Genomic DNA, 26151 nt, shown 5'->3' on the forward strand with positions numbered 1-26151 from the left:
ACACCATGAAACCCAACACGAAACCCGATTTGAACACCATACCCAACGACCCCGCCGCCACCATTTTGTTCCAACAAGCCGGGGTGTTTGACGACATCCCCGCCTGTTACCAAACCTGGCAATACGATGGCATCCGCGGCGAAAGCATCGTGTTTTTGAAAAAAGACCTCAAAGGCCGCAAAGACACGGACCTGATTCAAAAAGTCAAAGCCTCCCAACTGGTTCGTCAGGACAGCCAAATCACCTTCAGCCGCAACCCGCCCGAATACCTGTTCATCAACTTCAACATCCAGTTGGATGGATGACTCCATCGCACCAGACCTCCAAAGCCCCACAAGGATGTGGCGGTGCGAGGCTTGGACACCAGCAAGAGGTCTTACCCCGTGAGCGACAACTTCAATCGCTGTATCAAAATTAAAAAAATCACTGTCATCCCGACCGAGAGAAACGAGTGGGCCGCTACCGCATCCTGCTCACGCGGCACACCTACATCCATGTAGGCTCCGGTCTCTGATCCCGTCTCGACTCAAGCACCTACATCCATGTAGGCGAGGGATCTCGCAAAGTTCACGAGATACTTCCACTCACTGCGTTCGGTCGGTATGACAATTACATGTTAAGCAAACCATTGCGTTTAAAATTCCGCCAACCAATCCAAAATCACGCCACTGACGGCGGGGTCGGATTCGCCCGGTTTGCCGTTGAAGGAGTTTTTGGGTGATTCGTGGATGGTTTGCCAATGGTCGAGACCGGGGTGTTTGTACAGCACGTGGTCTTGGTGTCCGGCGGCTTGCAGGATCTCGATGATCAGGTCGTTGTCGGCTTCACTCATGATCCAATCGTGGGTGCCCCAGCGGATGCGGGCGGGGACTTGCAGTTGGGCCCAGGCACCGGCCACATCGAATTGTTGCAGCTGTTGATAAAAAGCCATGGGGCGGCCGTACATGTGGGCAGGGGCGTGGTAATTGTCTGCAGCAATTGCAGGATAGGCGTCGATCACCTGCTGATAACTTTGACGACCGATCAACATGCCGTGGTACAGCGGAATAAAGACCTGATTCATTTTCTGGGTGATTTCGCTTTGGCTGTGGCCCTTGAAGGCGAGGATGCGGCGCTCGATTTCCAACATGTGCTCATACCAGGTTTTCACATAGGTACCATCGGACACCACCGCAGCGAATCCAAAGCGGTTGGCAAAATGCGGGGCCAGGGCCGAGCCCATGGAATTGCCATAAACCACGATCCGCTCTGGATCGACGTAGGGCAGGGACTTGAGGTATGCAGCGGCGGTGTGGTATCCATTCAATTCGGTGTTGAAGTCGGTTTCTGAACAGTTGCCTTCGGAATCACCCAGCCCGGGCTTTTCTACCCTGAGCAGCACTTTGTTGCTGCGGGTCACCAGTTCCCGAATCAAGCGGGTCCAAGAATTCAAGCGGTCGGCATTGATCTCGATGCTGGAACAGCTCAAACCTTGCAACAGCAGTATGGCTGGCTGGCGTCCGATCACCCCTTTGGGTTTGGTGATGATCACCCGTTGGCGAATGCCGTAATCGCTGGTGATGTGGTCATAGATGGTGTCGATGCCTTCATGCACCTCTTTCGGCTGGGCTTTGAAGCGCACCGTCACCTGTTCGCTTTGTTGGCCGCGCTTGTAGGTCAATGCATACCGCTGTTTCGCCACCAGGGCATCGGTCACATCGGACCAGGCTTCTGGGCGCAGGATTGGTTGGCCATTGACCGCCACGATGTGGTCGCCGACTTGTAAACCGGCTTGGGCCAAAGGTGAATCTGCTGCCAGACTGCGGACGATGACCCCGGCGGTTTGGCTCTCAGGGAATTGGAAGCGGGCTTCCCATTGGGCCCGGCGGGGCAGGTCTTCGGCCCAGGCCAGGCCGCTGATCAGCAGCATCAGCAGACAGGTCAATAATGGCAACGAAGTGCGCTCAAAAGGGCTGGAAATGGATAAACAATGGGGTCTGAATTTCATGGCGTCATCTCGGGTTGAAAGTGGGCTATACTAAAGCGCCTGTGAGGCGAAAAACCCGAATTATGACGAAATCCACCACCCACGATGTCAACCACGGCTGATGCATGATGACCCAATCACTGTTTAAATCACTGTTCAGGCTGGATTTAAAACGAACCTACTCGAATTACTACCTGTTCAATTCCCGGATCGTGACCCACGTGGCTTTTTGGCTGGCCTATTACATCAGCTTTTCCCTGATTTGGTCAGGTCGCTATGGTTTGTATGGCTCGTTTTATTTGGAGTTCATTCTGCTGCCGATGCGCATGGCCGCGACATACCTGGTGATTTATTGGGCCATGCCGCGCTTTTTGTTGACGGCGAAATTGCTCGCATTTTTATTGAGTTTGGCCGGTATCTTGTTGATTTGTGGGCTGTTTCAACGCCTGTCGATCTATTTTTTCTATGAGGAGTTCCTGGCCATCAGCCAAACCGCTTTGTTCAACCCCCAAGCCATCTTTCGCTCCATGTTGTTGATCAACACCACCGTGATGCTGGCCATGACCATCAAATTCTATGGTCTCTACCAGGAATTGAAACAGCAGGGTGTGGCCGAGCCCGTGTCGTTGATCGAACTCAAGTCCGACCGCCGCATGCACCTGATCCACCCTGATGACATCAGCCACATCCAAGGCTTGGGTAATTACGTCACCATTCATTTGCTCGACGGCAGCGAGTTGACCAGCTATACCACCCTGAAGAACTTGATGCAGCAGCTGCCAGAACAATTCCTGCGGGTGCATAAATCCCACATCATCAACAAACAACACCTCAAGTCCTACAACAACGAAGACCTGCAAATAGGCAACAAAACCATCCCCCGTGGCAAGGACATCGAAGATGCGGATTTGAAACTGCAATGATCAACTTCAACAAAACCAGTTTTCTATACCGCCCTCAACCAACACCCCAGACACCCAACTAAGCATGCCCCTGTGAAAACAGGGGTCCACGCTGCAAACGGTCTGCACATGACCCAGTTCTCAAAATTCAGGGTGATTGACAGAATATGTGAAAAAATTCCCCGGTTTTGACGAATGATTAATAAGATGAAACAAATAAAAGGGTGATCTAACGCCCTGTAGAGGTGAACAATGAACAGCACAAAGGGGTTAATGGTGTTGCTGGTGGGCTTGATTGCACTGCCGCAACAAGCCCATGCAGAATTGATCTTTGGTAATGGCTTTGAGCCGTTTCAACTGTGGTCGGATCCGAACACTTGGGGTGGTGCGGTGCCGGGGGCCGATGACGATGTGGTGATTGACGCCGACATGAATGTGTTGCTGGACATCGACACCGCCGCCTTGTCGAGCTTGACCATTCATGGCAGCTTGCGGTTTGCGCCTCAAGATTTGTCATTGACCAGTGACTGGATCATGCTGCATGGTGCCCTGGACATCGGCCACCCGGGCCAACCGCACCAACACCAAGCCATCATCACCTTGACCGGTGATGACCCAGGCAGTAACCCCACCACCCGGGGCTTGATGGTGATGGGAGGCCAATTGCGTTTGCATGGGGCGTCACCGGCCAGCACTTGGACCCAAATCAACCAACACATCCAAGCCAACGACTCGACCATATCGGTGCTGGACAGCAGCGGCTGGCAAGTCGGTGATCAAATCGCCATCGCCCCGACTGATTTTTACGGCGTCAGTGAAACCGAACTGATGGTCATTGATCAAGTCAATGGTCAAAACGTCCAACTGACCTCTCCGGTGGCTGATTTTCGTTGGGGGCTGATGCAATACGCCAGTCCCAGTGGCATGAGTTTGGATGACAGCACCCTGGTGACGCCGCCGGCCACCGATGGCAACACGCCGCTGGCCCTGGATGAGCGGGCCGAAGTGGGTCATTTAACCCGCAACATCGTGATCCAGGCGCCGGATGACCCGGCCTGGCAAAACGATGGCCTTGGGGCCCACGTCATGATCATGTCCTTGGATTCCATGTTCCAGGTGGATGGGGTTGAGTTTCGCCGGGTGGGGCAGGCCGGTCGTCTGGGCCGGTACCCGGTGCACTGGCATGTCTTGAGTTATCTGCCTGATGGCACCGAGATTGGCGATGCAGCGGGTCATTACCTGCGCAACAGCAGCATCCATGAATCATCCAACCGCTGCGTCACCATTCATGGCACCAATGGCGTTGAGGTGTCCAACAACGTGTGTTTCAATGTTTTGGGCCACGCCATCTTTTTTGAGGACGCGGTCGAACGCCGCAACCTGGTCACCAGGAACCTGGTGATGCACGTGCGGTTCCCAGTGCCCGAAAACGCCTTAAAACTGCACGACATCAATGTCCAGGCTGGCATCATCACCGGCTCCAGTGGCATCTGGGCCACCAATCCAGACAACACCGTGACCCACAACCACGTGGCCGATGCCGAAGGATTTGGCCTGTGGATGGCGTTTCCCGCTGGCCCCTTGGGGATCAACCCCAATGTGCCCATCTTTCCATACCGCATGGAATTCGGAGTGTTCGATGACAACACCTTGCATTCCAATCAATTCCGTGGGGTGATGTTCGACAACGTGGAAATCGATGACCTCGGTAATGTCGCGGCCTTGCAATACGGCTCCACCGCCGATGGCCAGCCAACATTTGACTTCTTGCAACGCTTCACCATCCGTGGCTGGACCCTGTACAAAAACGGCAACGGCAACTTCTGGGACCGGGTCATCTGGCCCACCTTTGAAGAGTTTGTCTCGGCCGACAGCGCTGGCAAGTACTTTTCTGGCTCTGGCGCCGAAGGCTTGATCACCCGTTCCTTGTTGGTGGGCAGCAGTTTGAATGATTTTTCACCGCGGCCCCACCCCTGGATGGGACCACCGACGGCCTTGGCCACTTACCACAGCGCTTTCGACATGCGGGAAAACATCATTGTTAATTTTCCCTTCGCCGAAGGCCAGACCAGCGGCGCCTTCGCCACCGATGACTACTACATCCGACCGGTCGACAAAGGGCAAGTCCGCAATGACAACAACCTGCTGGTCAACTCGCACCCGGGTTACCGCAGTGATGCCGCGGTGGATGAAAACATCGCCTTTAATTTCGCCCAAGGCTACACCCATTATGTGTTTGCCGGTGCGTTGTGGGACCCGCATGGCATGTGGGGCACCGCCGGCAATTACAGTGTTTATGACCAAACCTTTTTCACCCATGGGGCGACCTGTGCCACCATCATGCCAGCCAGTCAAAACGCCGCCAGCTGTGATGGTGAGTATTTCGGGGTGGATCAATTCATCATTGATCAAGTGAATTTGCCGTGGGACGACCTGATGGAAATCGACATCGACCGCCTGGATGAAGCCAATCCGAATGTGGTGGTGGGGAACTGGCAGGTGGACGCGGCCAACGTCGGTGACCAATTGGCCCACATGCGCCATTTCGCAGCCCGCGCCAATGGCTTGTTCCGGGTCGACTTCCCCTCCTTGTCGACCTTGCCGGTGGATGTGGCGATGTCCTTGTCCAACATGCACGCCGCCAATGATTTCCTGGTGTTGGGCATCACCTTCGATGGCAGCTTAACCGCCCAGGTGTTCGCTTCAACCCATCCCTACAACCACTACATCACCGATGCCCATGCCGGCGCCGGCAGTTGGGCCAACAAACACGACTACCTGGCCTTGAATTCACGCCAGGCGGTGATCGATTCAGCCGGCGAAGCTTTCTGGCAAGACCACGCCAACAACGTGGTTTGGGTTAAAGTCAATTACGCCAACCTGGAACAATGGGAACCACCCGACGGCGAACCCTTTTCCGACAGCACCCTGTACAACCAATACCACCTGCGCATTTGGGCCGACGACTGAAATCCTGACTGAAGTGACGACTGCAGTCGTCGACAAATGATCTGCCCTGTATCAGTCATCCCGACCAAGTGAAAAGCGTGGAGGGATCTCATGACAATAACGAGATTCCTCGCCTACATGGAAGTAGGTTTGCCGCGTTAGCAGGATGCGGTAGCGGCCCACTCACTGTGTTCGGTCGGTATGACAAGGCCAGTGATAGTTCGGTGCAGTGCAGAGCCACGCCAATGAGGCCCGTCAATCCCTCAAACCCACCAGCGTCACATCGGGGCCCATGTCGCGGCCGTCGTTGCCGGCTTGGTAGCCCAACGAGCCGGGCAGCAAGCGGTAATCGGCGATTTCGATCAAGGCAGGATCGGTGAACGTGGGTGAACCACTGAGTGAGGCGGCGTCCTGGCCATGGTGACTTTGCCATTGGGGCAGGGCATAGGCCTGGTTGTGCTCAAAAATGTCGGCCACATACAGGTTGTGATCCATGGTGGTTTCGTGCGGTGTGGCCTCCCACGGGTGCAAGAAAAAGCGGCTGACGATGAGGTTGTTGGCCAAGGTGTTTTGAAAAGCCCCTTGGTCGGTGGTGCCATCGGAACAGCCGTTGAATCCCAAAGCATGGAAATAGTTGTTGGTCAGCACGTTGTAATCCCCACCTTCACCAGTCACCCCAGAGCAGTGATTCAAGGAAAACGAACCAGCCGTGGCGGTGCTGATGTTGTTGTGAATCCAGGTGTGGCGGGTGTTCAGGCGCGCCGCAATCGACACATCACGGATGTAATTGTTGGCAATCACCGAGCCGGTGTCACCGATCGATGGAAAATGGTCGTGTTTGTAATGGATGCCGGTGCGGTGGTTGGAAATTTCATTGTTCAGTATGCGAATGTGGCGGTCATGGGTGTAGTAAATCCCGGCCGAATTCATGGAGCCGACTTGGGCCCCCGGGCCATCGAGCCAATTGTTTTGCACCACCGCATCCACCGCATGGCGGAACACCGTGACGTTGCCGCCGTTGTCATTGACGAAATGGTTGCCTGTGAAGTGGTTGTCTTCGACCAACACCGCCACCACATCCTCGGTGATGCGGTTTTCACCCACGTTCACCCCAGTTTTGCAATCCTGAAAGGTTAGCCCCCGGATCGTCACAAAACCCTGGTCCACATAAAAACACTGGGCGCCGATGTTGTTGTTCAAATCATACTGTCCATCAATGACCACCGAGGCGCCGGGATAGGCGGTGATGGTGACCCGGTTCCATGGACCTGGTTGTGGGGTTTGAAAGACATGGGTTCGGCCGAACGCCATGATCATTTCATAATCGCCATAAGCTCCCTCGGTGAACAGAAAACTGTCATTGTAAGTGCCAGCCAACAAATACAGCACATCACCGCCACCCAACAGCGCCTGCGCTGTGCGCAAAGCACAAGGATCGCCGTGGGTACAACTGGCAGTTGTTGAGGCCCCGGGTGCGGCATAAAAACAATCATCTTTGGCCCCACAATGCACCGCTTCAAAATCGGACCTGTGCACCATGTCACCATAAACCACCCATGGCTCAGCACCCGCAGCGTCCAACCAGGCCAACAGGCCCAATGACATGGTCTTCAACAATTTCAATAGTTTCTTTATCATTAACTCATCTGCCCAATTTAAAGCGAACCCTCAGTATCCAAAATCAGGTCCAAGCATTCTGTGACCCACATCAAACAAAGCATTCAATGGCCACCAACAGGCCTCAGTCACTGTCCAATAAATAGACCCTCTTGGTCACCACATAGCCAGCAAACACCACGACCATCAAGCCCCAAATGACCAAAGTCAATAACAGCTTGTGTGCGGTGGTGAAGACCTCTGGGCCAGAATTCAAGAGGATGGTCACATCTTGAATGCCCAACTCGGGATGTTGGGTTTTCACTGCCTTGACCAGCTCGCTTTTGTTCACGGCATAACTGGCGGTTTTGAAGTGCCGAGTGTTTGGATCGGTCATGCGATGGGCTTGATCCAGCACCTCATCTTGGAAGGCCAGGAACAATTCATCATTGGGATCTCTGTAGGTGCCGCGGTGGCGCTGACTGAAACTTCTGCCCCACCAAACCGTGCGGCTGGTGCCCAACACTTCATACACCAAAAATCCGCGGAAAGTGGTGCCTGACATGCCACCACCGCGGGCTCTGTGCAAATTGACTTTTTTCTCAAAGTACCAACCGAAGTCATATTTCTTGATCTTGAACTGGCGCTGATCAATCAAAAAAGTCCGTGAACCCAGGTGCTTGCGCACATCGGCCGGATGCTCAACCGCCTGTTGGTGGTTCATCAACAAATCACCCAATATGAACTGGCTGAACACCTGACCCACACCCATGAACAACAACACCGCAAACTTCAAATCATCAAACTGTTCTGGATTGAATGGATACCTGATCAACAACCGCCGACTCAAGGCAGCCCGAACCAGCCACGCCAAAAGAAGCGGCATGATCACAATAAACACCCAATCAAAATCATACCAAGGAAACTCAACCCACTGAATCAAAGCAGCCCGCACCAATCCAAAGCCCAGCACCAAACCCAACAACACCAGGATCAAGACCCCCAAAGGTCGAGCAAGGCCATTAAGAATCATATGCAACCCCCAGCGCATCTAATCGCCCAGAAATAAGTCGCCCAAAAATAAATCGACCAGAAAATTGATTCAAACTGTCCAAAGCATCCATCGCATTGATTGTATCCATTGATGAGGTCCATTATAACCAATTACCAAGTATCGAGCCGCCCAATCCCACTACGCAACACAGGCACCCAGCTTAGCCTGCCCCAGTCAAAACAGGGGCCCATGTCAATCAATCAGTCCAGAACGACGTCATACCGACTGAGCACAGTGATGGTCACGATGACCAATGGGGTTGAATTGATACACACCCATAAAATGACCCTTGGCACAGACTCAGATGTACCTGTTTGTGATAACATTGAATTCATGAAAAGGATCATTTTGTTATGGGCCTTGAGTTTGGCCATCCCCGCAATTGGAACTGAAACCAATACTTTTGACGATTTACCGCAGGACTTCAAGGCATATCAAGCCTGGATGTTAAAGCTGGATTTGCACTTACTGAAGCAGGATGACGTCGTGGTTCAGTTGGCTGCCATTGAAAGCCAGGCTGCTAAAGTCGGCTACCAAAACCCCCCAAGTCCGCCATTCATGCAGGCCCTGGATGCCATCTTGGACAAAAAAAACACCCTGACCAAACAAGAACTGCATAAACTCTACCAAACATGCTGGTTCAATAATCTCAAAGCTTCCTGTGACCGGCATGATTTGATCCAGCCTTTGGCCACAGCCGATCCGCAAAACTTCTTCAGCCACATGCCCAACTTCAGCCAAGCCTTGCTGGCCAACGATGAACAACAACTGACCGCAGCGGTTGAGGCCATGGCCAACAGTCAATTTGCCAAAAAGTATTATGGCAATGGCATCGCAACCATCAAACCATTGGTGGATGATTTCATCCGCAACAACCCCATCGAATCCAGGGATGAGGCGGCTTTGGCAGAACAAATTGATGCTTTGATTCGTGAGCACAAGTACCCAAGTCAGCTCGAGTCTTTGTTTGAACAAAATGCCCACCACAACCAAGTCAATGCCACAGCCTGGAATTACCTGTTCAGTAATTACAATTTGCCTGCTCTCAGGCCGTTGTTCGATACCTGTGCCAGCGTTTTGTATGAAGAGTCCTGCCTGGCCTTCGCCGACACTATGATCGGTGCATCTGATACCATTGACATGCAACAAATTGGGTATGGTATTAAACTCAAAATCCTGGCCAACAACAACGATCCCACCCTCACCGAGACTGTCTTCACCAAAGCCAAAAACGAACGCTCAATGCGGTGTGTTTTTTCCAGTGTATCAACGGTTTCTACCATGTTCTTTCCAATTTACTTCGACCAATTTTTCCACCACTTGGAAGCCAACGGTGAGGCACAAGCCTTTGCCGTAGCCACACAAGCACTGACCAAGCAATTGCTGGAACTGGAAGTCATCAATGAGTCAAAACTGGACCGCTGCCACGACATCAGTCGCATGAATAACGACGATTACCTGCTGCATTATGGAGACGATGACCACATCATCCAAAAATGGCTGATCAAAAAAGATTTTTGATCCAATCCCACCCAGCACCCATTGCCAGAACATTCTCCCCTGGAGCCTCGACTGCAGACGAAGTCAATTCACGGGTCAGTGGTTGATGCTGTAAGAGAGTGCTTGATGCCGCAAGCGGTTGGATTAAGCAGCCTTGGGCAGAACCGGGAACAGGTGCAACAAACAACCTTTGCCGGCAAAGGTCAGCTGGTACTGTGGTTCAGGGTCGGCGGTTTTTTCCAGCACGCCTTTGGCCACCAAATAATCCAGCAGGGTGGTGGACAGCTGTTGGGCCTTGAGGCGGGCGGCGATGTCGAGCCGGGAAACCAGGCCCTTGGCCACATACACGGTGTGCAAAATGCGGGCATCGAACTCCGTCAGTTCGGGCAAGGGACCGGTGTATTCTGGATACTGTAATTCAGGGTATTTGCCTTGGATCTTTTTGTAGGACTCCTGAATGGCGCGGATGTCGTCAGCTTGATCATCGGTTAATTGGTAGCTGTGAAACACCCCCGATTCTTTGGTGCGGAAATCCACTTTGGCCAAAAAGATCGGCAGGCCGGTGCCTTTGGCCAGGTGATAAAACCCGGTTTTCCATTGGTCGACTTTGCCACGGGTCCCTTCGGCGGTGAACAAAAAGAAAATGCGTTGGTCCTTGTGGCGATCCACAAAGCGGGTGATCTTGGCGATTTGGCCTTGTTTGCCGCCCTCACGGGAGATTGGGATGGCACCCAGCCACATCATGATGCGGCCTATCACTGGTTTGCGACACCAGCTGTCCTTGATCGAAAAATAAATCTTGATGTCCAATAAAATCGCCGCACCCATGGCATACACCACATCCCAATTCGAGGTGTGTGGTGCGGCAATGGTGATGCCGGCCCCGGTTTGATTGGCCCCAATGGCTTTCCAACCGGCCAGCTTAAACCAGACCCAAAAAATGCCTTTCAAAAAGTACTTGCCGATCACCCCATCAAAAATGGTGTGGTCGCGGATTTCCAACGATGGTTTGTTCATGTCAAACTGCGGTATAAGTTCTGTCATCCATTATATGGTCACCCAAGACCAATAAAAGTGAAAAAGTGTGCCAAGATTGCCTGAGTTCATGCCCCACAAAACCTGATGTCATCCCCACCGAGTGAAACGAGTGGAGGGATCTCACAAAAGTTACGAGATTCCTCTCCCACAAGGATGTAGGTGCATGAGTCGAGACGGGATCGGAGACCGGCGCCTACAAGGATGTAGGTGCATGAGTCGCTACTGGATCGGAGACCGGCGCCTACAAGGATGTTGGTGCATGAGTCGAGACTGGATCGGAGATCGGCGCCTACATGGATGTAGGTGTGTCGCGTAAGCAGGATGCGGAAGCGGCCAGCTGCGTTCGGTCGGTATGACAACAAATAAGGGGATCGTGGGGTGTGTAAAACCTGCTGACATCTTAAATCGTGGACTGAAGTCCACGTTCCAATAAACACCTCCGGAGCGTCGACTTCAGTCGACGTCAAATCGATCGGCATTGAATCAAAACCAATAAAAGACATCACCCAAACACCAATTAGAGACTCCCCGGAAAGCCTGCTTCCGTGAAAACAGGGGATCAGGGACCTGATGGCTTGAAATTAAATAACATTTTCCATATTTAGATTCCCGATCGGGTTCGGGAATGACGATGTCCACTAAAAAGCCACAACCCGAAAGTTGTGGCTTCTTTTGCAACTGCCAAAAAATTACTGACAACCCGGTGGATTCCAGGTGGCATTAAACTCAGCTGCGGACACCCAGGTGGTGTTCCAGGCTTTGTTGTCGCTGCCTGATCCACCCGAGCGGATGTCCCTTTGTGAATTCTGGTTGCCGGTCAAGTCATCGCTGTGTTGGTTGCCGAACAAGAAGTCGCGGGCATCCCAGCCACTGGCCCAATAGCCATCCAGGACGTCATCATGCTTGTTGCCAAAGGCGAAATTCTGACCTTCCACTGCGCGCAAACGGTCATTGCCGTCACCCCCAAAGGTGAAGTCGGTGTCATTACCGGAGTTCAACCGGTCATTGCCGCCGTTACCAAACAGGAAGTCATTGCCGCCGGCACCAACCATGGTGTCGTTGTTGTCGCCACCAAAGGCCATGTCGCCGTTGTTACCGCCATTGATGAAATCCGCGCCACCATTGCCAAACATCAGGTCGTTGCCGTTGCCTCCAACCATGAAGTCATTGCCGCCGCCAGCGAACATCACATCGATCTGATCACCACCATCCAGGCGATCGCGGTCGTCGTTACCGAACAACAAATCAGCCCCTTGTTGACCAAACACCTCATCCAGACCGTTGTTACCAAACAGCAGGTCAGAGGCCGCCCCCCCTTCCAGGCGGTCGTTGTTGTCGTTGCCAAACATCAAATCCGGATCGTTGCCACCGTTCATCAAGTCACAACCGGCGCCACCAAAGGCCGCATCGGTGCCACCATCGCCGAGGATCTGGTCGTCGCCGTCATTACCGAACAACAAATCGCTGCCGGCATTGCCATTGATCACATCGTCACCGCCGTTACCAAAGACCAAGTCAGCCCCGTCACCGCCGAAGATTTCGTCGTTGTCGGCATTGCCGAAGATCAAATCCAAACCGGCTTCACCGAAGATCTGCTCGCGGCCGGCGTTACCAAACAACAGGTCCACCCCGCCGCCGCCATTGATCAGCTCAATGCCATCGGCGTCATTGGCGTTGCCAAAGATCAGGTCAGCCCCGTCGTTACCAAACAATTGGTCGGTGCCACGGTTACCAAACATCATGTCCCAGCCATTGTTGCCAGACATGTTGTCGCCATCGGCATTGCCAAACATCAAGTCCCAGCCGTCCTGGCCCAACATCACGTCTTGACCGGGTCCACCGAACATCAGGTCAGCGAAATCACCGCCCAATACCGTGTCATTACCGGCGTTGCCAAAGGTCAGGTCATAACCACCATCGCCTTGCACGCGGTCGTTGCCGTCGTTTCCAAACACCAGGTCCAAGCCATTGCCACCAGCGACGTTGTCATTACCCAAGCCGCCGAAGAGCAAATCAATGCCGTCGCCGCCATTCAGGTTGTCGTCACCGCGGCTGCCAAACACATAGTCGTTACCAGGACCGGCGGTGCCATTGTCATTGCCATCGGCACCAAAGATGAAATCGCGTCCGGCGTTGCCATTGAAACTGTCGTTGCCAGCTGCCCCAAAGATGAAATCACCCAGCGGGCTGAGCAGGTTGGTGTTGCTGCCGGTGATGGTGTCATCGCCGTCATTGCCAAAGAAATAGCTGCCGAACTCGGTGTCGATGCTGGCAATGGTGATCACCCCGGCACCCAGATTCATCAAGGTGTCGTTGCCACGTTGGCCAAAGATGAAGTCAATGCCCATTTCTCCGTCCACGAAATCATTACCGCTGTCTTGACCAAACAACAAGGTGTCGCCCAAGATGATGTCGGTGAAACCGTTGGGCTCAATCACCCCGTTTTCACCGCGATCGGCTGCGGTTTCTCCGCCAAATAAGAAGTCGTCATCGGCGCCGCCCATGATCAGGTTGCCCAAGTCCACTTCAAACTCGACGTTTTGAATGGTGAAGGAATAAGAATTACCGGCACTGCCGTGAATTTCGTCCATGCCCCAACCACCGTGCGCGATGTCGTGGTGATCACCCAAGAAAATACGGTCCCTTCCAGGCATGCCCAACACCAAGTCCACCCCACCATGGGATTCCACACAGTCGTTGCCCGGCAAAGCCAGGATCAGGTTCGGCTCATTGCCGGTGATGATTTGGTCGTCCCACCAGGTGCCGATGACCACACCGACCACGCCGATGTTGAAGCTGATGTTGAAGGTTTCTTCTTCACACAATTGGTCCTGACCTTTGAGGCTCATGCGTTCCAGCCAAGCCAGATCGGCCTCGTCAGCGGCGGCTTTGCTCAGGTTTTTTTGTTGCGGTGAAGACACAAACCCATCCTGATTCAAGTAAGTGGGGCTGATCCAGTTGTCGAACCGGTGTTCAAACGACTCGGTTTTTGCCACCAACACATCGGTGTCCACTTGCCACATCAGTTGTTCGGGTAGGGGGGCGATGTGGTTTTGCCAATCGGCGGCATCGGCCTCCAATTGTTGCTGCAAATTTTCCGCCCGGGCCGCGATGGCCTCATAAGTCAGCGGATCGACCACCCCCGAAGGGTCTGCTTGTTCCAGCGCGCCGGCCCCAGCACCACAGGCATTCATGGCCAGTTCCAGTTGTGCGGCCAAAGTGTCCGAAGTGTTGATGGCATCTTCCAGTTTCGGGTCTTCTTCGAATTCCCGCTCACGGCTGCTGATGTTGCGGCCCAGTTGATCGAGGTTTTGTTCCAGCTTGCTGCGGTGTTGCTCCAGACAAGGCAGCAGTTGCTTGTGGTAAGCCGTGAACTCAATGCTCACCTGTTCAGCCAGGTCGGCACTGAGTTGTTCAAAGGCCGCCACATCGGCTTGTATTTGTTGGGCAAAGTCCTGGTTCAATTGCGCCTGCTCAGCCTCGGCATGGGCCGATAACTGATCGCCCACCGCCGCTTCGGCCAACAAAGTCGCGCGGTTGCTCAACACCTGATCAGCCATGATTTGGGTGCTGGCTTCACTCAGTATCAGCGCATCCGCCACGGCCGCATCGGCTGCTTGGTAAATGTCCAATTGCTGTGACAAGGCATCCAACAGTTCTGGGGTGTTGCCATCGATGGTCACCGTGTCGTTGACCATGGGTGCGGCATCAAACAAAGGCAAGAACGCCTCCTTGCCCAGTGGAATGGCGATTTTACCGGCCGACAGTTGTCCTTGAAATCGGAAACTGTGCTGCACATCCGTCACCAGGTCATCGGCGTAAAACACCCCTTCGGTGCTCGGCGCCAGGTTCAAAGTCAACGCTTGCGGTGTGCTCATGTCCAAGATCACGTGATCCAACAGGGTCAACTGGTCACCGGCCGCATTGATCGACCAGAAATAAAAGCCATCATCCAGTCGAAACACATAAATGCCACCCCCCTGGGTCAGGAACACCTGGGTTTGGGTGGCGGCCTTGGTATTGGTCTCATGGCTCAGCTCAATGCCGACCGCCGCTTGGCTGGTCGCTTCAAGGGTGGACGAGCTGTCATACCCGCCCGCACCGGCGGTCACACAAGTCATCAAACCACCCATCGCCAGGGCCTGATAAATGGCCCGACGTCGGGGTCTGTGTCCAAGCTTTTGGGTCTTGGAATTTTGGGTTGCGTTCAAATTCATATTCTTTATCTCCTCTGTTATCAAAATGCAGTCACCACTCAGGCAATCGCTGCTGCTCAGCGAGGTGACCAACCATGGATCATTGTCAGAAAACGCCCATGGACTTGCACCCAAAAGCACAGGCATAACTGGTAAGCCTCTGGAAAAGACTGGAAAATAAAAAATGTAAATGATTGAAAACAATAAGAAAAAGACGATCAGGCCAAAAAAACACCCCTTAACCAAACCCTAACCAAGCCTTCACAGAAGCTTAACGAAACACACACACCCAGCAATCCCTACAACCCACCCAACGACTCCCCGGACTAAGCCTGCCCCGTGAAAACAGGGGATCCGAGGCGCCCTTTTTATGGCTCATTCGTGTAGATTCCTGCGTCCGCAGGAATGACGCCATTTTTTTTATGAAGTCAGTCATAGAGACAATCTTCACATTTTCGGAGCGTCGATTTCAGTCGACGTCAAATCGATCAGTATTGAATCAAAACCAATTAAAGCCATCACCCAAACCCTTACACCAACAAACATGTCATCCCGACCGAGTGAAACGAGTGGAGGGATCTCACAAAATTTACGAGATACCTCGCCTACAAGGATGTAGGTGCATGAGTCGAGACGGGATCGGAGACCGGCGCCTATAAGGATGTAGGTGCATGAGTCGAGACGGGATCAGAGACCGGCGCCTACAAGGATGTAGGTGTGCCGCGAGAGCAGGATGCGGTAGCGGTCCATTCACTGCGTTCGGTCGGCATGACAAAAGGAGCGTCGACTTCAGTCGACGTCAAATCGATCAGTATTGAATCAAAACCAATTAAAGCCATCACCCAAACCCTTACACCAATAAACATGTCATCCCGACCGAGTGAAACGAGTGGAAGGATCTCACAAAAGTTACGAGATACCTCGCCTACAAGGATGTAGGTGCATGAGTCGAGACGGGATCGGAGACCGGCGCCTATAAGGATGTAGGTGCATGAGTCGAGACGGGATCGGAGACCGGCGCCTACATGGATGTAGGTGTGCCGCGAGAGCAGGATGTGGTAGCGGTCCACTCACTGCGTTCGGTCGGTATGACAACAAATAAGGGGATCGAGGGGTGTGTCTACTAATCCTCCCCTCTTGAGAGGGGAACGAGGGGTGTGTAAAACCTTGTGGCATCTTAAATCGTGGACTGTAGTCCACGCTCCAATAAACTCCTAATTACCCAATGGTGGGAAAGTTCTGGATGCTGATGGTGGTGCCTTGGTCGGTGCTGGTGATGATCAGGGGCAGGTTGTGGTGTTCGCAGAGTCTGGACACCAGGGACAAACCGATGCCGAACCCTGGGCTGTCTGAGCCTTTGGTCAATGTTTCGGTGATTTGATCCTGAATGGCGGCTTCAATGCCTGAGCCGGTGTCCGTGACGGTCAATTCATTGGCCTGAAACCGAATGCGCACGGTGCCTTGGGTGGTGTATTGGAAGGCGTTGCCAATCAAGTTCGATAACAGGATCAACAACTCGGCTTCCTGCATCAATAACTGTTCATCCTCGGCCACCTCAATGACCACTTCAACGGCCTTGTCGTGCAGCAATTTGCCCTGTTGCAGGACGGTCTTTTCCACCAGTGGCAACAGCTTGATGGCGGGCGTGGGTTGTTGGCTTTTTTCCCGGGCCAGGGACAACAAGGTCACCACGGTTTGTTCCATTTGCACACAGGCAAAATCAATCTGTTGCAGGGTGGTGAGGTGCGCTCTGGGCAGTTGTTCGGTGTGTTGTAACAAGACTTCGGCCGAGCTTTTGATCACTGAAATGGGGGTTCTGAGTTCATGACTGACATCGCGGGTGAAGTGCTGTTCCCGGCGAATGAACTGGTTGACCCGCTTAATCAATTGATCAATGGCAGCCGCCAATTCCCTGACCTCGTCTTCGGCCTGATCGACGTTGAAGTCCTCTGGCAGTGCATTGGGCTTCAGCCGGCCCACGGCAGCAGCCAGTTGGCTCATGGGCCTGGCGGTTCTGTTGGCCAGTTTAAAGGCAAAGAAAACCGCCAACATAGTCACCACAACCGCGATGAACGACAAAATCGTCAGAATAAAGCGGGTGTGTGATCGCACCAACAGCATGTCACTGACTTCTGAAACCAGGTAGGGACCTTGGTTATCCTTGAACCGATGGAGGTGGAAGTGACGCCCTTCGGTACCAGCCAACTCAACCCGGTTGGGCTCCGCAGCCAGCACGGCACTGATTGCAGGTGGCAAAGCCTCAAAAGACGGATAAAAACTCATGTATTCAAAGCGGGGTTCAGGCCAGCTGCCTTGGGCGGCGTGGTGTTCGCTCATGTAATCTGCCTCGGATTGCAGGTGCAGATTGAAATACTTGTCTTCAATGACGTAGGTGATCAGAAAGTTCACCGCACTGAATACCACCGCACTGAACACCGCGAAGGCCATGAAATTGCGGATGATGAGGCGCCGCAGGCTGCGGGTTTTTGGGTTTTGGCTCATGGGTCTGCCTGCAGGGAAAAGCCCACGCCGTGGTGGGTTTTGATCATGGCTGATTGGAATGGCTTGTCCACCACCGACCGCAGTTGATAGATGTGGCTGCGTATGGCATCAGATTCCGTCGGTTCATCTCCCCACAGTTTTTGCCTGATTTCGGAACGGGTCACTTCTCGCGGGTGCGCTTCGGCCAACAACGCCAACAGTTTGAAGCCCATGGTGTTCAGTTCAAGCAAGGTGTCCCCACGGTGGGCCTGTTGTTGTTTCAAGTCCACCGACAAGTCGCCAATGGTGATCACGCTGCTTTTATTGAAGCCCTTGCGTTTGGCCAGGGCCTGACAACGCAAGTGCAATTCTTGTAACTCAAAGGGCTTGGTCAGGTAATCATCGGCGCCACTTTCAAAGCCCTGAACTTTGTCATCCAGGGTGTCCCTGGCGGTGAGCATGATGATGGGGATGTGGCGTTTGGACTTTTGCCGAATCACTGAACACACCATCAAACCATCCAAACCCGGCAACATGACATCCAAAATGATCACATCGTAAAAATTTTCCAGCGCCAGGTTCAGGCCTTGGGTGCCGGTGTAGGCAAAATCCAGCAGGTAGCCCAGCGGCTCAAAGTATCGGCTGATGTTGTGGGCCAGCTCTCTTTGGTCCTCAATGACCAGAATAGATAATTGGTTTTCTTCGCGCATCTGCTTTCAGTGGTGTCGGCCCATGTTGGTGATCTTCGGATCTGGTGTCAAAGGAATCAAAGCCCATGATTATAACCGCTGTCGATTGGAATCCAGGCCCAAACCTTCGTGCAGGCCACGCCTTGCAGTACACAACCAAATTTGTGAAATGAATGTGAAATCGACCTGACAGTCATTTCACAAATGGCGACATAAATTAATGGTTTTTACTGTGGAGCACACCCATGACATCTCGTTTCAAAAATATCCAAAGCCAACATTTCAGCCTGTGGTTGTTGTTGGCCCTGCTCAGTTCATTTCAGGTCATCGCTGGGTCCACCAGCGAACAAACCAATCCGCAACCTCAAAAATTTCTGATGGTGGTCAGTGGCCATGGCGAAAACCAGGGCAAAGACCAACCGGGTTATGAATTCGACGAATTGGCCAAAGCCTATCTGACGTTTCGTGACAATGGGGTCCTGGTCGACATCGCCAGCCCGCAGGGTGGGGCGGTTGAAGCCGATCAATACGATCCAGAGAAGCCTTACAACCAGGATTTCATGGCCGATCAGCAGGCCATGAGCCAACTGGCCGACACCAAGGCCTTGAAAGATCTCGACAGTGCCGACTATGCGGCGGTGTTCATTGTCGGTGGCAAGGGCGCCATGTTCGATCTGCCGCAAGACCCCAGCCTGCAGCAGATCATCGCCCAAGTCTATCAGGCCGGTGGGGCCGTGGGCGCCGTGTGTCATGGCCCGGCAGCGCTGGTGGACGTGAAGCTGGATGACGGCAGTTACCTGGTGGCTGGCAAAAAGGTCAATGCTTTCACCAACATCGAAGAAAAGCTGTTTGGCAAGAAGTGGATCAACAGCTATGACTTTCTGTTGGAAGACAAGCTCAAAGATCGACAGGCCCAATTCCAAAGCAGCCCAATGATGCTCAGTCATGTGGCCATTGATCAACGTCTGGTCACCGGCCAAAACCCCACCTCAACGGTCGACACTGCACAGGCCTTGTTGCAATCGATCGGCATCACCCCGAAACCAGGCAATCAGTACAGTGATGATCTGACCTTGAAACTGGTGGCCGAGATTCTGCAGGGCCACGAGCAGGCGATCCAGAAGTATCAGGAACACAAAGCCAACTATGAGCCCATGTTGGTGGGCATGTACGGTTACATGTACTTCGAGACCGCGGACACCCGCCAAGGCTACCAACAGGCCTTGACTTTGATGGAATTGACCCAACAAGACTTGAACCACCCCAAACTCAACCTACAAATCGCCAAAGCCCACATAAAGCTGGAACAAACCAGCCAGGCCAAAGCCTTGCTCACAGAACTCAGCAGCAGCCACCCTGAGTTGGCCGAAGCCCAGGAACTGCTGGCGCAATTGAAATAATACAGACACGGCAAGACCGGTGTGCAGGCGACATCCCAAGCCTGCACACCACACCCTGACATTCGAACCAACAAACCGCCATGATCAAATCATTGAAATTTCTGGGCCTGTTCATTCTCGCTGCAGTGCTGCTGCTCATTGCTTTGGCCTATCTGTTATACGAACTGCCGCTCAAAGGACCGGATGTGCGACCAGCCAAGGGCGACCTGTTCATCGCCAACATCCACGTGGTGGACGTGGCCAATGAACGCATCAGGCGCGATCAAAACGTGGTCATCACCGATGGGCGGATCGCCGCCATTGATGGCGCGCTGAGGCACGCCGATTTCAGTGGTCACCGGCTGCTCGATGGCCGTGATCAATATCTGATGCCTGGCTTGTGGGACATGCACACCCACAGTTTAAAGATGTCGCCGCACATCCATCATCCCTTGTTCATCCGCTATGGGGTGACTTCGGTGCGGGACATGTCCGGTTGTTTGGATCATGATGATGCCTATTGGGCCTGTCCTGCCGACAGAAAACGCTGGACAGCGCAGGCCGATGCCGGCGAGGTGGTGTCACCGGCCTACCACCAACAAAGCAGCTACCAGACCAATGGCGGCAATGAAGTGCCAGACGGCTATCCGGCCCACTTCAAGCTCAACAGCCTACAGCAGGCCACACAATTGGTGGATTTTTACGCCACACAGGGTGCCGATTTCATCAAAACCTACAGCGAACTCAGCCCCGAACAATTCAGCTGGTTGGCTGAAGCAGCAGCGGAGCAGGGCATGACCCTGGCCGGACACAAGCCCCTCAAAGTCCCCTTGCGTGACGCCTTGAACAGTCAGATGACCAGCATCGAGCATGGCCGCTTGTTCGCCTTTGAGTGTTATGCAAAGATCGACGAATTCAGGTCACTGCCCGATCCCATCGCCGCCTACGACGCAGCCCTGATCCGAGACATCATCGACCACCAAGACCAGCAGCAATGCGAGCAGTTGATGCAAACCATGGGCCACAGCCAAACCGCCTGGGTTCCAACCCTGACCACCCTGCAAATGAGTGCCCAATCAAGGACAGTGAATTGGGCCAATGAAGCTAACTTGCGATACATCCCGTGGGTGGTGCAAAGACTCCTGTGGCAACCCGACATCAACCGCGCCGCCCGTGGCCTCGACCCTGAAGGCCGCTTCGTGCACCAGGATTACTACGACCTGGTCAAAACCCACATCCAACAAGCCCACCAACACCAGATCAGGATCCTGGTCGGTACCGACAACATCGACACCCTGGTATACAGCGGTCTCAGTGTCCACCACGAACTGCAAAACCTGGTCGCCGCCGGCCTGCCCACCACCCAAGCCCTCAAAGCCGCCACCCTGTGGCCCGCCCAATTCAGCGGCGTCGACACCATCACCGGCAGCGTCGAAGTCGGCAAACGCGCCGACCTCATCCTCCTCCGCGCCAACCCACTGGCAGACATCAAAAACACACAAACCATCCAAGCCGTCCTCTTCAACGGCCATTACTACGACCCCAAAGCCATCACCGCCCTCGACCAATACACCACCGACATGGCCACCTCCACCCACCTCAACATCAAATACCTCATGCACATGCTCATGAGCCCCCTGATGCGGGTCCAGCTGGCGGATTGACCAATTGCATCCGATAAATAAAAGATCGTCAGCCTTCGTGATGTCTCCACCGAACCTCCCCTCTTGAGAGGGGATTAAGGGGTGTGTTTCTTTTGCCCCTCCCGCATCCTGCTCATGCGGCACACCTACATCCATGTTGGCGAAAGGGGATAGGGGTGTGTAAAACTAATTATCACCTCGAAAGTAGACCGAATTGTGTGTTACCCATCCTCCCTCGCATACCAAACCCCCAAGGCCCCGAAAATCAACCCCAATCCCGGCGCTGCCCCCATGATCACCGAAGCAAACAAAGCACCTTGCATGTCATTCGAAGACATCTCACCGTCAGCAGTGCTTGGCAAACTGGAATAGCCCAAATACAGGCACAAAGCCGAGATGATCACCGCAACCACCGAAAACACTGGCCAAGAACCACCTTGCTCAGAATGAACCATCCGATGGTGCCAAATTGTCGCCCACACGCCCAATACGGTGGCGACCAAAAAACTGATGGATCCGGCGGTGAGAAAGATAATGCCCATGGATTAATTCTGGTTAAATTTAATGTAATTATAAAGCTCAAACACAAAAATCGTCATCTTAGTATCTTTAAAAGATTACAACAGGACCACGTTTGAAACCTTAAAAATCAACGACTCTGGCCCCATTGGTTCAAACCTGTCTAGGTGTTCATATATGACCCTGTTGATATTATTTGCAATCTAAATCCACACAATAAAGTAGAATTAAAATGAACTAAAAAAACAGTTTGATTATGACTTCACCGATAACAGTCCATCGTGCGATCAATGCCGCTCTTAGAAAACTTAAACCTCACAGAAAGGAATTCGAATTATTCAAGAAAAACCTGACTGAGTTACTATCCGAATCTAATCGGGATGAATCAGAGGAACATCTTAAAACCTTAATCAGTGATTTTTTAAAAAATACTTATTACTCTAACAAATTCGCGATTAATACCAAAGACCGCAATGACTTGGTGATACACAACGGAAAGTCAACTAAGACATCTGTCGCTGTTATCATGGAAATAAAACGCCAAACCAACATAACAGAAATGATGCGTTTAGATAGGCTTAACACAAAAGCTCTACAAGAGTTGGTTCTTTACTATTTACGAGAGAGAATAACTGAAAACAATTTTGAATTAAAACAAATAATAGGTACGAACTTAGACGAATGGTTTGTTTTTGATGCACAGGAGTTTGAACAGCTTTTTGCCCGCGACAAACAATTGGTTGAACAGTTTAAACAATTTGAAAACAAACAATTGTCAAGTACTAATACGGACTTCTTTTATCAAGAAATAGCCTCACCTAAAATTGAGAAAGTTATCCCAAAAATAAAATTCACCCATCTAAAAATTAACGACTATAGCTCATCTCTTAAAACTCCTAATCAAAAACAAGAGAGAAAACTTATCAGGTTGTTTAGGTTTTTTTCACCAGAACATCTTTTAAAACTACCTTTTGAAAATGACAGTAACAACCTTGACAAAGGATTTTACAGTGAACTACTGCACATCATTGGTCTTGCAGAAAACAAAAAAAAGGGTAAAAAAATCATTGAGCGTGCCAAATCCGGAACCCGGCATTCAGGGTCATTGCTTGAAAACGCAATCACTCAAATTGATAGTATGGACAAACTCAGTCGTTTACCCAATCGGCTTCAATATGGAGAACAAGAGAATCAACAGTTATTTGGTGTGGGCTTGGAACTTTGTATCACATGGATCAACCGGATCCTCTTTTTGAAACTACTAGAAGCACAGTTATTAAGTTACCACAAAAGAGACAAAGCATACCAATTTCTGAGTTTTGATAAAATTAAAAATTACGACGACCTAGAAAAATTATTTTTTCGAGTTTTAGCAAAAAAACAGCAAGATAGAACTGAAGAGATCAACAAAATATTCAGAAATGTTCCATACTTGAATTCATCTCTATTTGAACCTGTTGAAATTGAACACCTAACCCTCTCTATCGGTAACTTAGAAGATAATCTAAGCCTGCCCATTCTATCCAATACGGTTTTAAAAGACACTAATGGAAAAAAACGTCAGGGTGCACTGAATGCAATTGAGTACTTGTTTGAATTTTTAAATGCCTATGATTTTTCCAGTGAGGGCAGTGAGAACATCCAAGAAGACAATAAAACCTTGATCAACGCATCTGTATTGGGCTTAATTTTTGAAAAAATTAATGGTTATAAAGATGGGTCATTCTTTACCCCAGGTTACATCACCATGTACATGAGCAAAGAAGTGCTGCGCAAAGCTGTAGTGAATAAGTTTAACCAAAAAAAAGGATGGTCATGTAAAAACTTCACTGATCTGCATAACCACATCGATGACTATCCGGAGGCCAATCAAATCATTAATTCTCTGACTGTTTGTGATCCTGCGGTTGGTTCCGGCCACTTTTTGGTGTCATCTTTGAACGAAATCATAGCCATTAAAAGCGAGTTGAAGCTTCTTTGTGACCGACATGGTCGCAGACTGAAAAATTACGATGTAAAAGTTATTAATGATGATTTGGTTGTGACCGACGAGGACAACGAATTGTTTTCATATAACCCGAACAGCGAAGAAAGCCAGCGCATTCAAGAAACCTTGTTCAATGAAAAACAAACCATCATCGAAAACTGTTTATTCGGTGTCGATATCAACCCCAATTCGGTCAAAATATGCCGCCTGCGATTATGGATTGAGCTGTTGAAAAATGCATATTATAAAAACGCAACAGAGCTAGAAACATTGCCAAACATAGACATTAACATAAAATGTGGTAACTCATTAATCAGTCGCTTCGCACTGGATGCCGATTTGAAAAAAGCATTGAAACAAAGCAAATACGACATCATCAGTTATCGAGCAGCAGTCAGCACCTATCGCAACGCAACCGACAAATCACAAAAACGTGCCATGCGTGAATTAATCGATGAGATTAAAAACAATTTCCAAAGCGAAATTAATAAAAATAGTAAAGATTTCAGAGATCTCAGGAAGTTTCAAGGCCAGTTAGTCGCATTGACACAACAGGTTGATGTATTTGCTGACAGTCTAGCCAAACAAAGAGACACTAACAAAAAGATCACTGAGCTTACTCAAAAAAGTAAAAAACTGGAAGCCAAGCTGGAAGCCATTAAAAACAATGCCATTTATAGAAATGCTTTTGAGTGGCGTTTTGAGTTCCCAGAAGTACTGGATAATGCTGGTAACTACCAGGGTTTTGATGTTGTGATTGGCAATCCACCATATATGCGTGTGCAAGAAATAAAGAAAACCCAGCCTGATGCGAAAATTTATTACGAAAAAACATACCAAAGCGCTCAAGGTGCTTATGACCTTGCCAATTTGTTTTTTGAAAAGGCTGTTATGTTGGCACACAAGCATGCACATAATGCCTACATCATGCCGCATAAGTTTTTAAATTCCAGTTCTGCCTCAGTTTTTAGGGATTATTTAACTGAAGGCCAATACATTTCCAAAATTTCACATTTTGGAGCAAATATGATTTTTGAAGATGCCATTACTTACACTGCAATCGTTCAATTTAATAAAACTGAATCAAATGGGTTTGAGTTTTTAAGGGCGCCATTTAAGTCTAATGTGGAAGATTTCTTAAACGAACAAGCCAAATATCGTAAAGTCAGCTATCAGGAGATTCAAACTGCTGCTGAATTATATGGCACAAATCAATGGATTTTATTTGAAACTCAATCTGAATCTAACGCATTCCAAAAAATTTATAACAACAGCACAAAAATAGAAAAGCTATTCGATTCAATATTTGTAGGATTACAAACCAGCAGGGACGCATTATACATTTTGAACAAAATTGATGATGATTTGTTCGAAGTTCCTCTGACCGGGAAAACTTATAAACTTGAGACTGATTTGTTGAAACCTTTTCTGATGGGTAAAGACATCGCCAGATTTGCGAAACTCTCGACACATAAGTATGTCTTTTTCCCTTACCACATTCATGGCCAAAAAGCTCAAATCATTCCACTGAATGAGATAGCCACAAAATACCCAATAACCCATCAATACATAAGTGATCATGAACAAGAATTCAAATCCCGAGAGAGCGAAAAATTTAAAGATAAAGAACACTGGCACGCATACATATATCCTAAAAACCTGACCCAGTTCGAGCAGCCCAAACTGACTTCGATGGAAATATGCAGCAAATACCCTAATGTGACGATTAATACGGATAACTACTATCATGCAACCACAATATACAGTTGGGTAAAGCGTAATGACACATTAGAAAGTTATGAATTTTTTTTAGCAATTGCCAACTCGCAGTTATTGTGGTGGTTCTTAAAAAACACAGGAGACACTTTACAAGGGGATGCCAGAAGAATGAAAACCAATTACTTGAATACCTTTCCCGTGCCCGATGATGTAAGCGAAGAAACTGAGAATCACATTGTGGAGCAGGTCAAAGCGATTATGCAAGCGAAAAACCAAGGCAAAAACACTAGTAAAATGGAAGCAGATCTGAACTCAAGCGTTAACGAACTTTATGGGCTGAATGAGCATGAAATTATTGCTATTGAAGCATGTCAAAGTTAAATATTGTTAAAGATTTAAGTATATGATGAGGCATTATGTTCCTACACCCGCAGCCGACGCTTCAGACTGGTTATTTTTTTGATTTTTTATGTCTGTGATAATCAACTATAAAAAAACAATGCCTGGCGTGGTCAAGTAATTTTGACCACGGT

Annotated in this window: 15 protein-coding genes; 7 read left to right on the forward strand and 8 right to left on the reverse strand. The window is 50.7% G+C overall.

Annotated elements, in window-relative coordinates; translation table 11 throughout:
* Positions 1 to 5: 5 nt before the first annotated feature.
* Complete coding sequence (locus K7G70_RS11355) at positions 6 to 305, forward strand: hypothetical protein (protein WP_223788767.1); 300 nt, start codon at positions 6 to 8, stop codon at positions 303 to 305.
* A 329-nt stretch (positions 306 to 634) separates the two neighbouring features.
* Here K7G70_RS11355 and K7G70_RS11360 read toward each other — a convergent pair whose 3' ends face one another.
* The gene (locus tag K7G70_RS11360; RefSeq protein WP_223788768.1) at positions 635 to 1987 is read right to left on the reverse strand and encodes an alpha/beta fold hydrolase; all 1353 of its coding nucleotides are present in this window, start codon (positions 1985 to 1987) and stop codon (positions 635 to 637) included.
* A 104-nt stretch (positions 1988 to 2091) separates the two neighbouring features.
* On the opposite strand from K7G70_RS11360, the gene K7G70_RS11365 reads away from it, so the two are divergent.
* Positions 2092 to 2889: a LytR/AlgR family response regulator transcription factor gene (locus tag K7G70_RS11365; RefSeq protein WP_223788769.1), complete on the forward strand. Its 798-nt coding sequence runs from the start codon at positions 2092 to 2094 to the stop codon at positions 2887 to 2889.
* 231 nt (positions 2890 to 3120) lie between these two features.
* Complete coding sequence (locus K7G70_RS11370) at positions 3121 to 5838, forward strand: G8 domain-containing protein (protein WP_223788770.1); 2718 nt, start codon at positions 3121 to 3123, stop codon at positions 5836 to 5838.
* Between the two features lie 234 nt (positions 5839 to 6072).
* On the opposite strand, the gene K7G70_RS11375 is transcribed toward K7G70_RS11370, so the two are convergent.
* Together K7G70_RS11375 and K7G70_RS11380 are read right to left on the reverse strand one after the other, a co-directional pair.
* Positions 6073 to 7455: a right-handed parallel beta-helix repeat-containing protein gene (locus K7G70_RS11375; RefSeq protein ID WP_223788771.1), complete on the reverse strand. Its 1383-nt coding sequence runs from the start codon at positions 7453 to 7455 to the stop codon at positions 6073 to 6075.
* A 103-nt stretch (positions 7456 to 7558) separates the two neighbouring features.
* Positions 7559 to 8446, reverse strand: a complete 888-nt coding sequence (locus tag K7G70_RS11380; RefSeq protein ID WP_223788772.1) for a hypothetical protein — start codon at positions 8444 to 8446, stop codon at positions 7559 to 7561.
* A 354-nt stretch (positions 8447 to 8800) separates the two neighbouring features.
* Here K7G70_RS11380 and K7G70_RS11385 point away from each other — a divergent pair, with 354 nt between their 5' ends.
* Positions 8801 to 9988, forward strand: a complete 1188-nt coding sequence (locus K7G70_RS11385; RefSeq protein WP_223788773.1) for a hypothetical protein — start codon at positions 8801 to 8803, stop codon at positions 9986 to 9988.
* 123 nt (positions 9989 to 10111) lie between these two features.
* Here K7G70_RS11385 and K7G70_RS11390 read toward each other — a convergent pair whose 3' ends face one another.
* The 4 genes from K7G70_RS11390 to K7G70_RS11405 all read right to left on the reverse strand — a co-directional run bounded on the left by K7G70_RS11390 (position 10112) and on the right by K7G70_RS11405 (position 18392).
* Entirely contained in the window at positions 10112 to 10984 is an 873-nt protein-coding gene (locus K7G70_RS11390) for a 1-acyl-sn-glycerol-3-phosphate acyltransferase (protein WP_223788774.1), read from the reverse strand.
* Positions 10985 to 11694: 710 nt separating this feature from the next.
* Positions 11695 to 15222, reverse strand: a complete 3528-nt coding sequence (locus K7G70_RS11395) for a hypothetical protein (RefSeq protein WP_223788775.1) — start codon at positions 15220 to 15222, stop codon at positions 11695 to 11697.
* Positions 15223 to 16419: 1197 nt separating this feature from the next.
* Positions 16420 to 17703, reverse strand: a complete 1284-nt coding sequence (locus K7G70_RS11400; protein WP_223788776.1) for a sensor histidine kinase — start codon at positions 17701 to 17703, stop codon at positions 16420 to 16422.
* Positions 17700 to 18392, reverse strand: a complete 693-nt coding sequence (locus K7G70_RS11405; protein WP_223788777.1) for a response regulator transcription factor — start codon at positions 18390 to 18392, stop codon at positions 17700 to 17702. Before K7G70_RS11405 ends, K7G70_RS11400 begins: the two co-directional genes overlap by 4 nt.
* Before the next feature lie 224 nt (positions 18393 to 18616).
* Between K7G70_RS11405 and K7G70_RS11410 the strand changes: the two genes are divergently transcribed.
* Together K7G70_RS11410 and K7G70_RS11415 are read left to right on the forward strand one after the other, a co-directional pair.
* On the forward strand, positions 18617 to 19771 hold the full coding sequence (locus K7G70_RS11410) for a DJ-1/PfpI family protein (protein WP_223788778.1): 1155 nt from the start codon (positions 18617 to 18619) through the stop codon (positions 19769 to 19771).
* Positions 19772 to 19851: 80 nt separating this feature from the next.
* On the forward strand, positions 19852 to 21414 hold the full coding sequence (locus K7G70_RS11415; RefSeq protein WP_223788779.1) for an amidohydrolase family protein: 1563 nt from the start codon (positions 19852 to 19854) through the stop codon (positions 21412 to 21414).
* A gap of 200 nt (positions 21415 to 21614) precedes the next feature.
* Here K7G70_RS11415 and K7G70_RS11420 read toward each other — a convergent pair whose 3' ends face one another.
* Positions 21615 to 21935, reverse strand: a complete 321-nt coding sequence (locus K7G70_RS11420) for a hypothetical protein (protein ID WP_223788780.1) — start codon at positions 21933 to 21935, stop codon at positions 21615 to 21617.
* Positions 21936 to 22168: 233 nt separating this feature from the next.
* Here K7G70_RS11420 and K7G70_RS11425 point away from each other — a divergent pair, with 233 nt between their 5' ends.
* A complete protein-coding gene (locus K7G70_RS11425; protein ID WP_223788781.1) occupies positions 22169 to 25999 on the forward strand; it encodes a type IIG restriction enzyme/methyltransferase in 3831 nt (1276 codons plus the stop codon).
* The last annotated feature ends 152 nt before the right edge of the window (positions 26000 to 26151 follow it).

This window comes from Marinicella meishanensis, assembly GCF_019931145.1.
GTDB classification, from domain to species: Bacteria; Pseudomonadota; Gammaproteobacteria; order Xanthomonadales; family Marinicellaceae; genus Marinicella; species Marinicella meishanensis.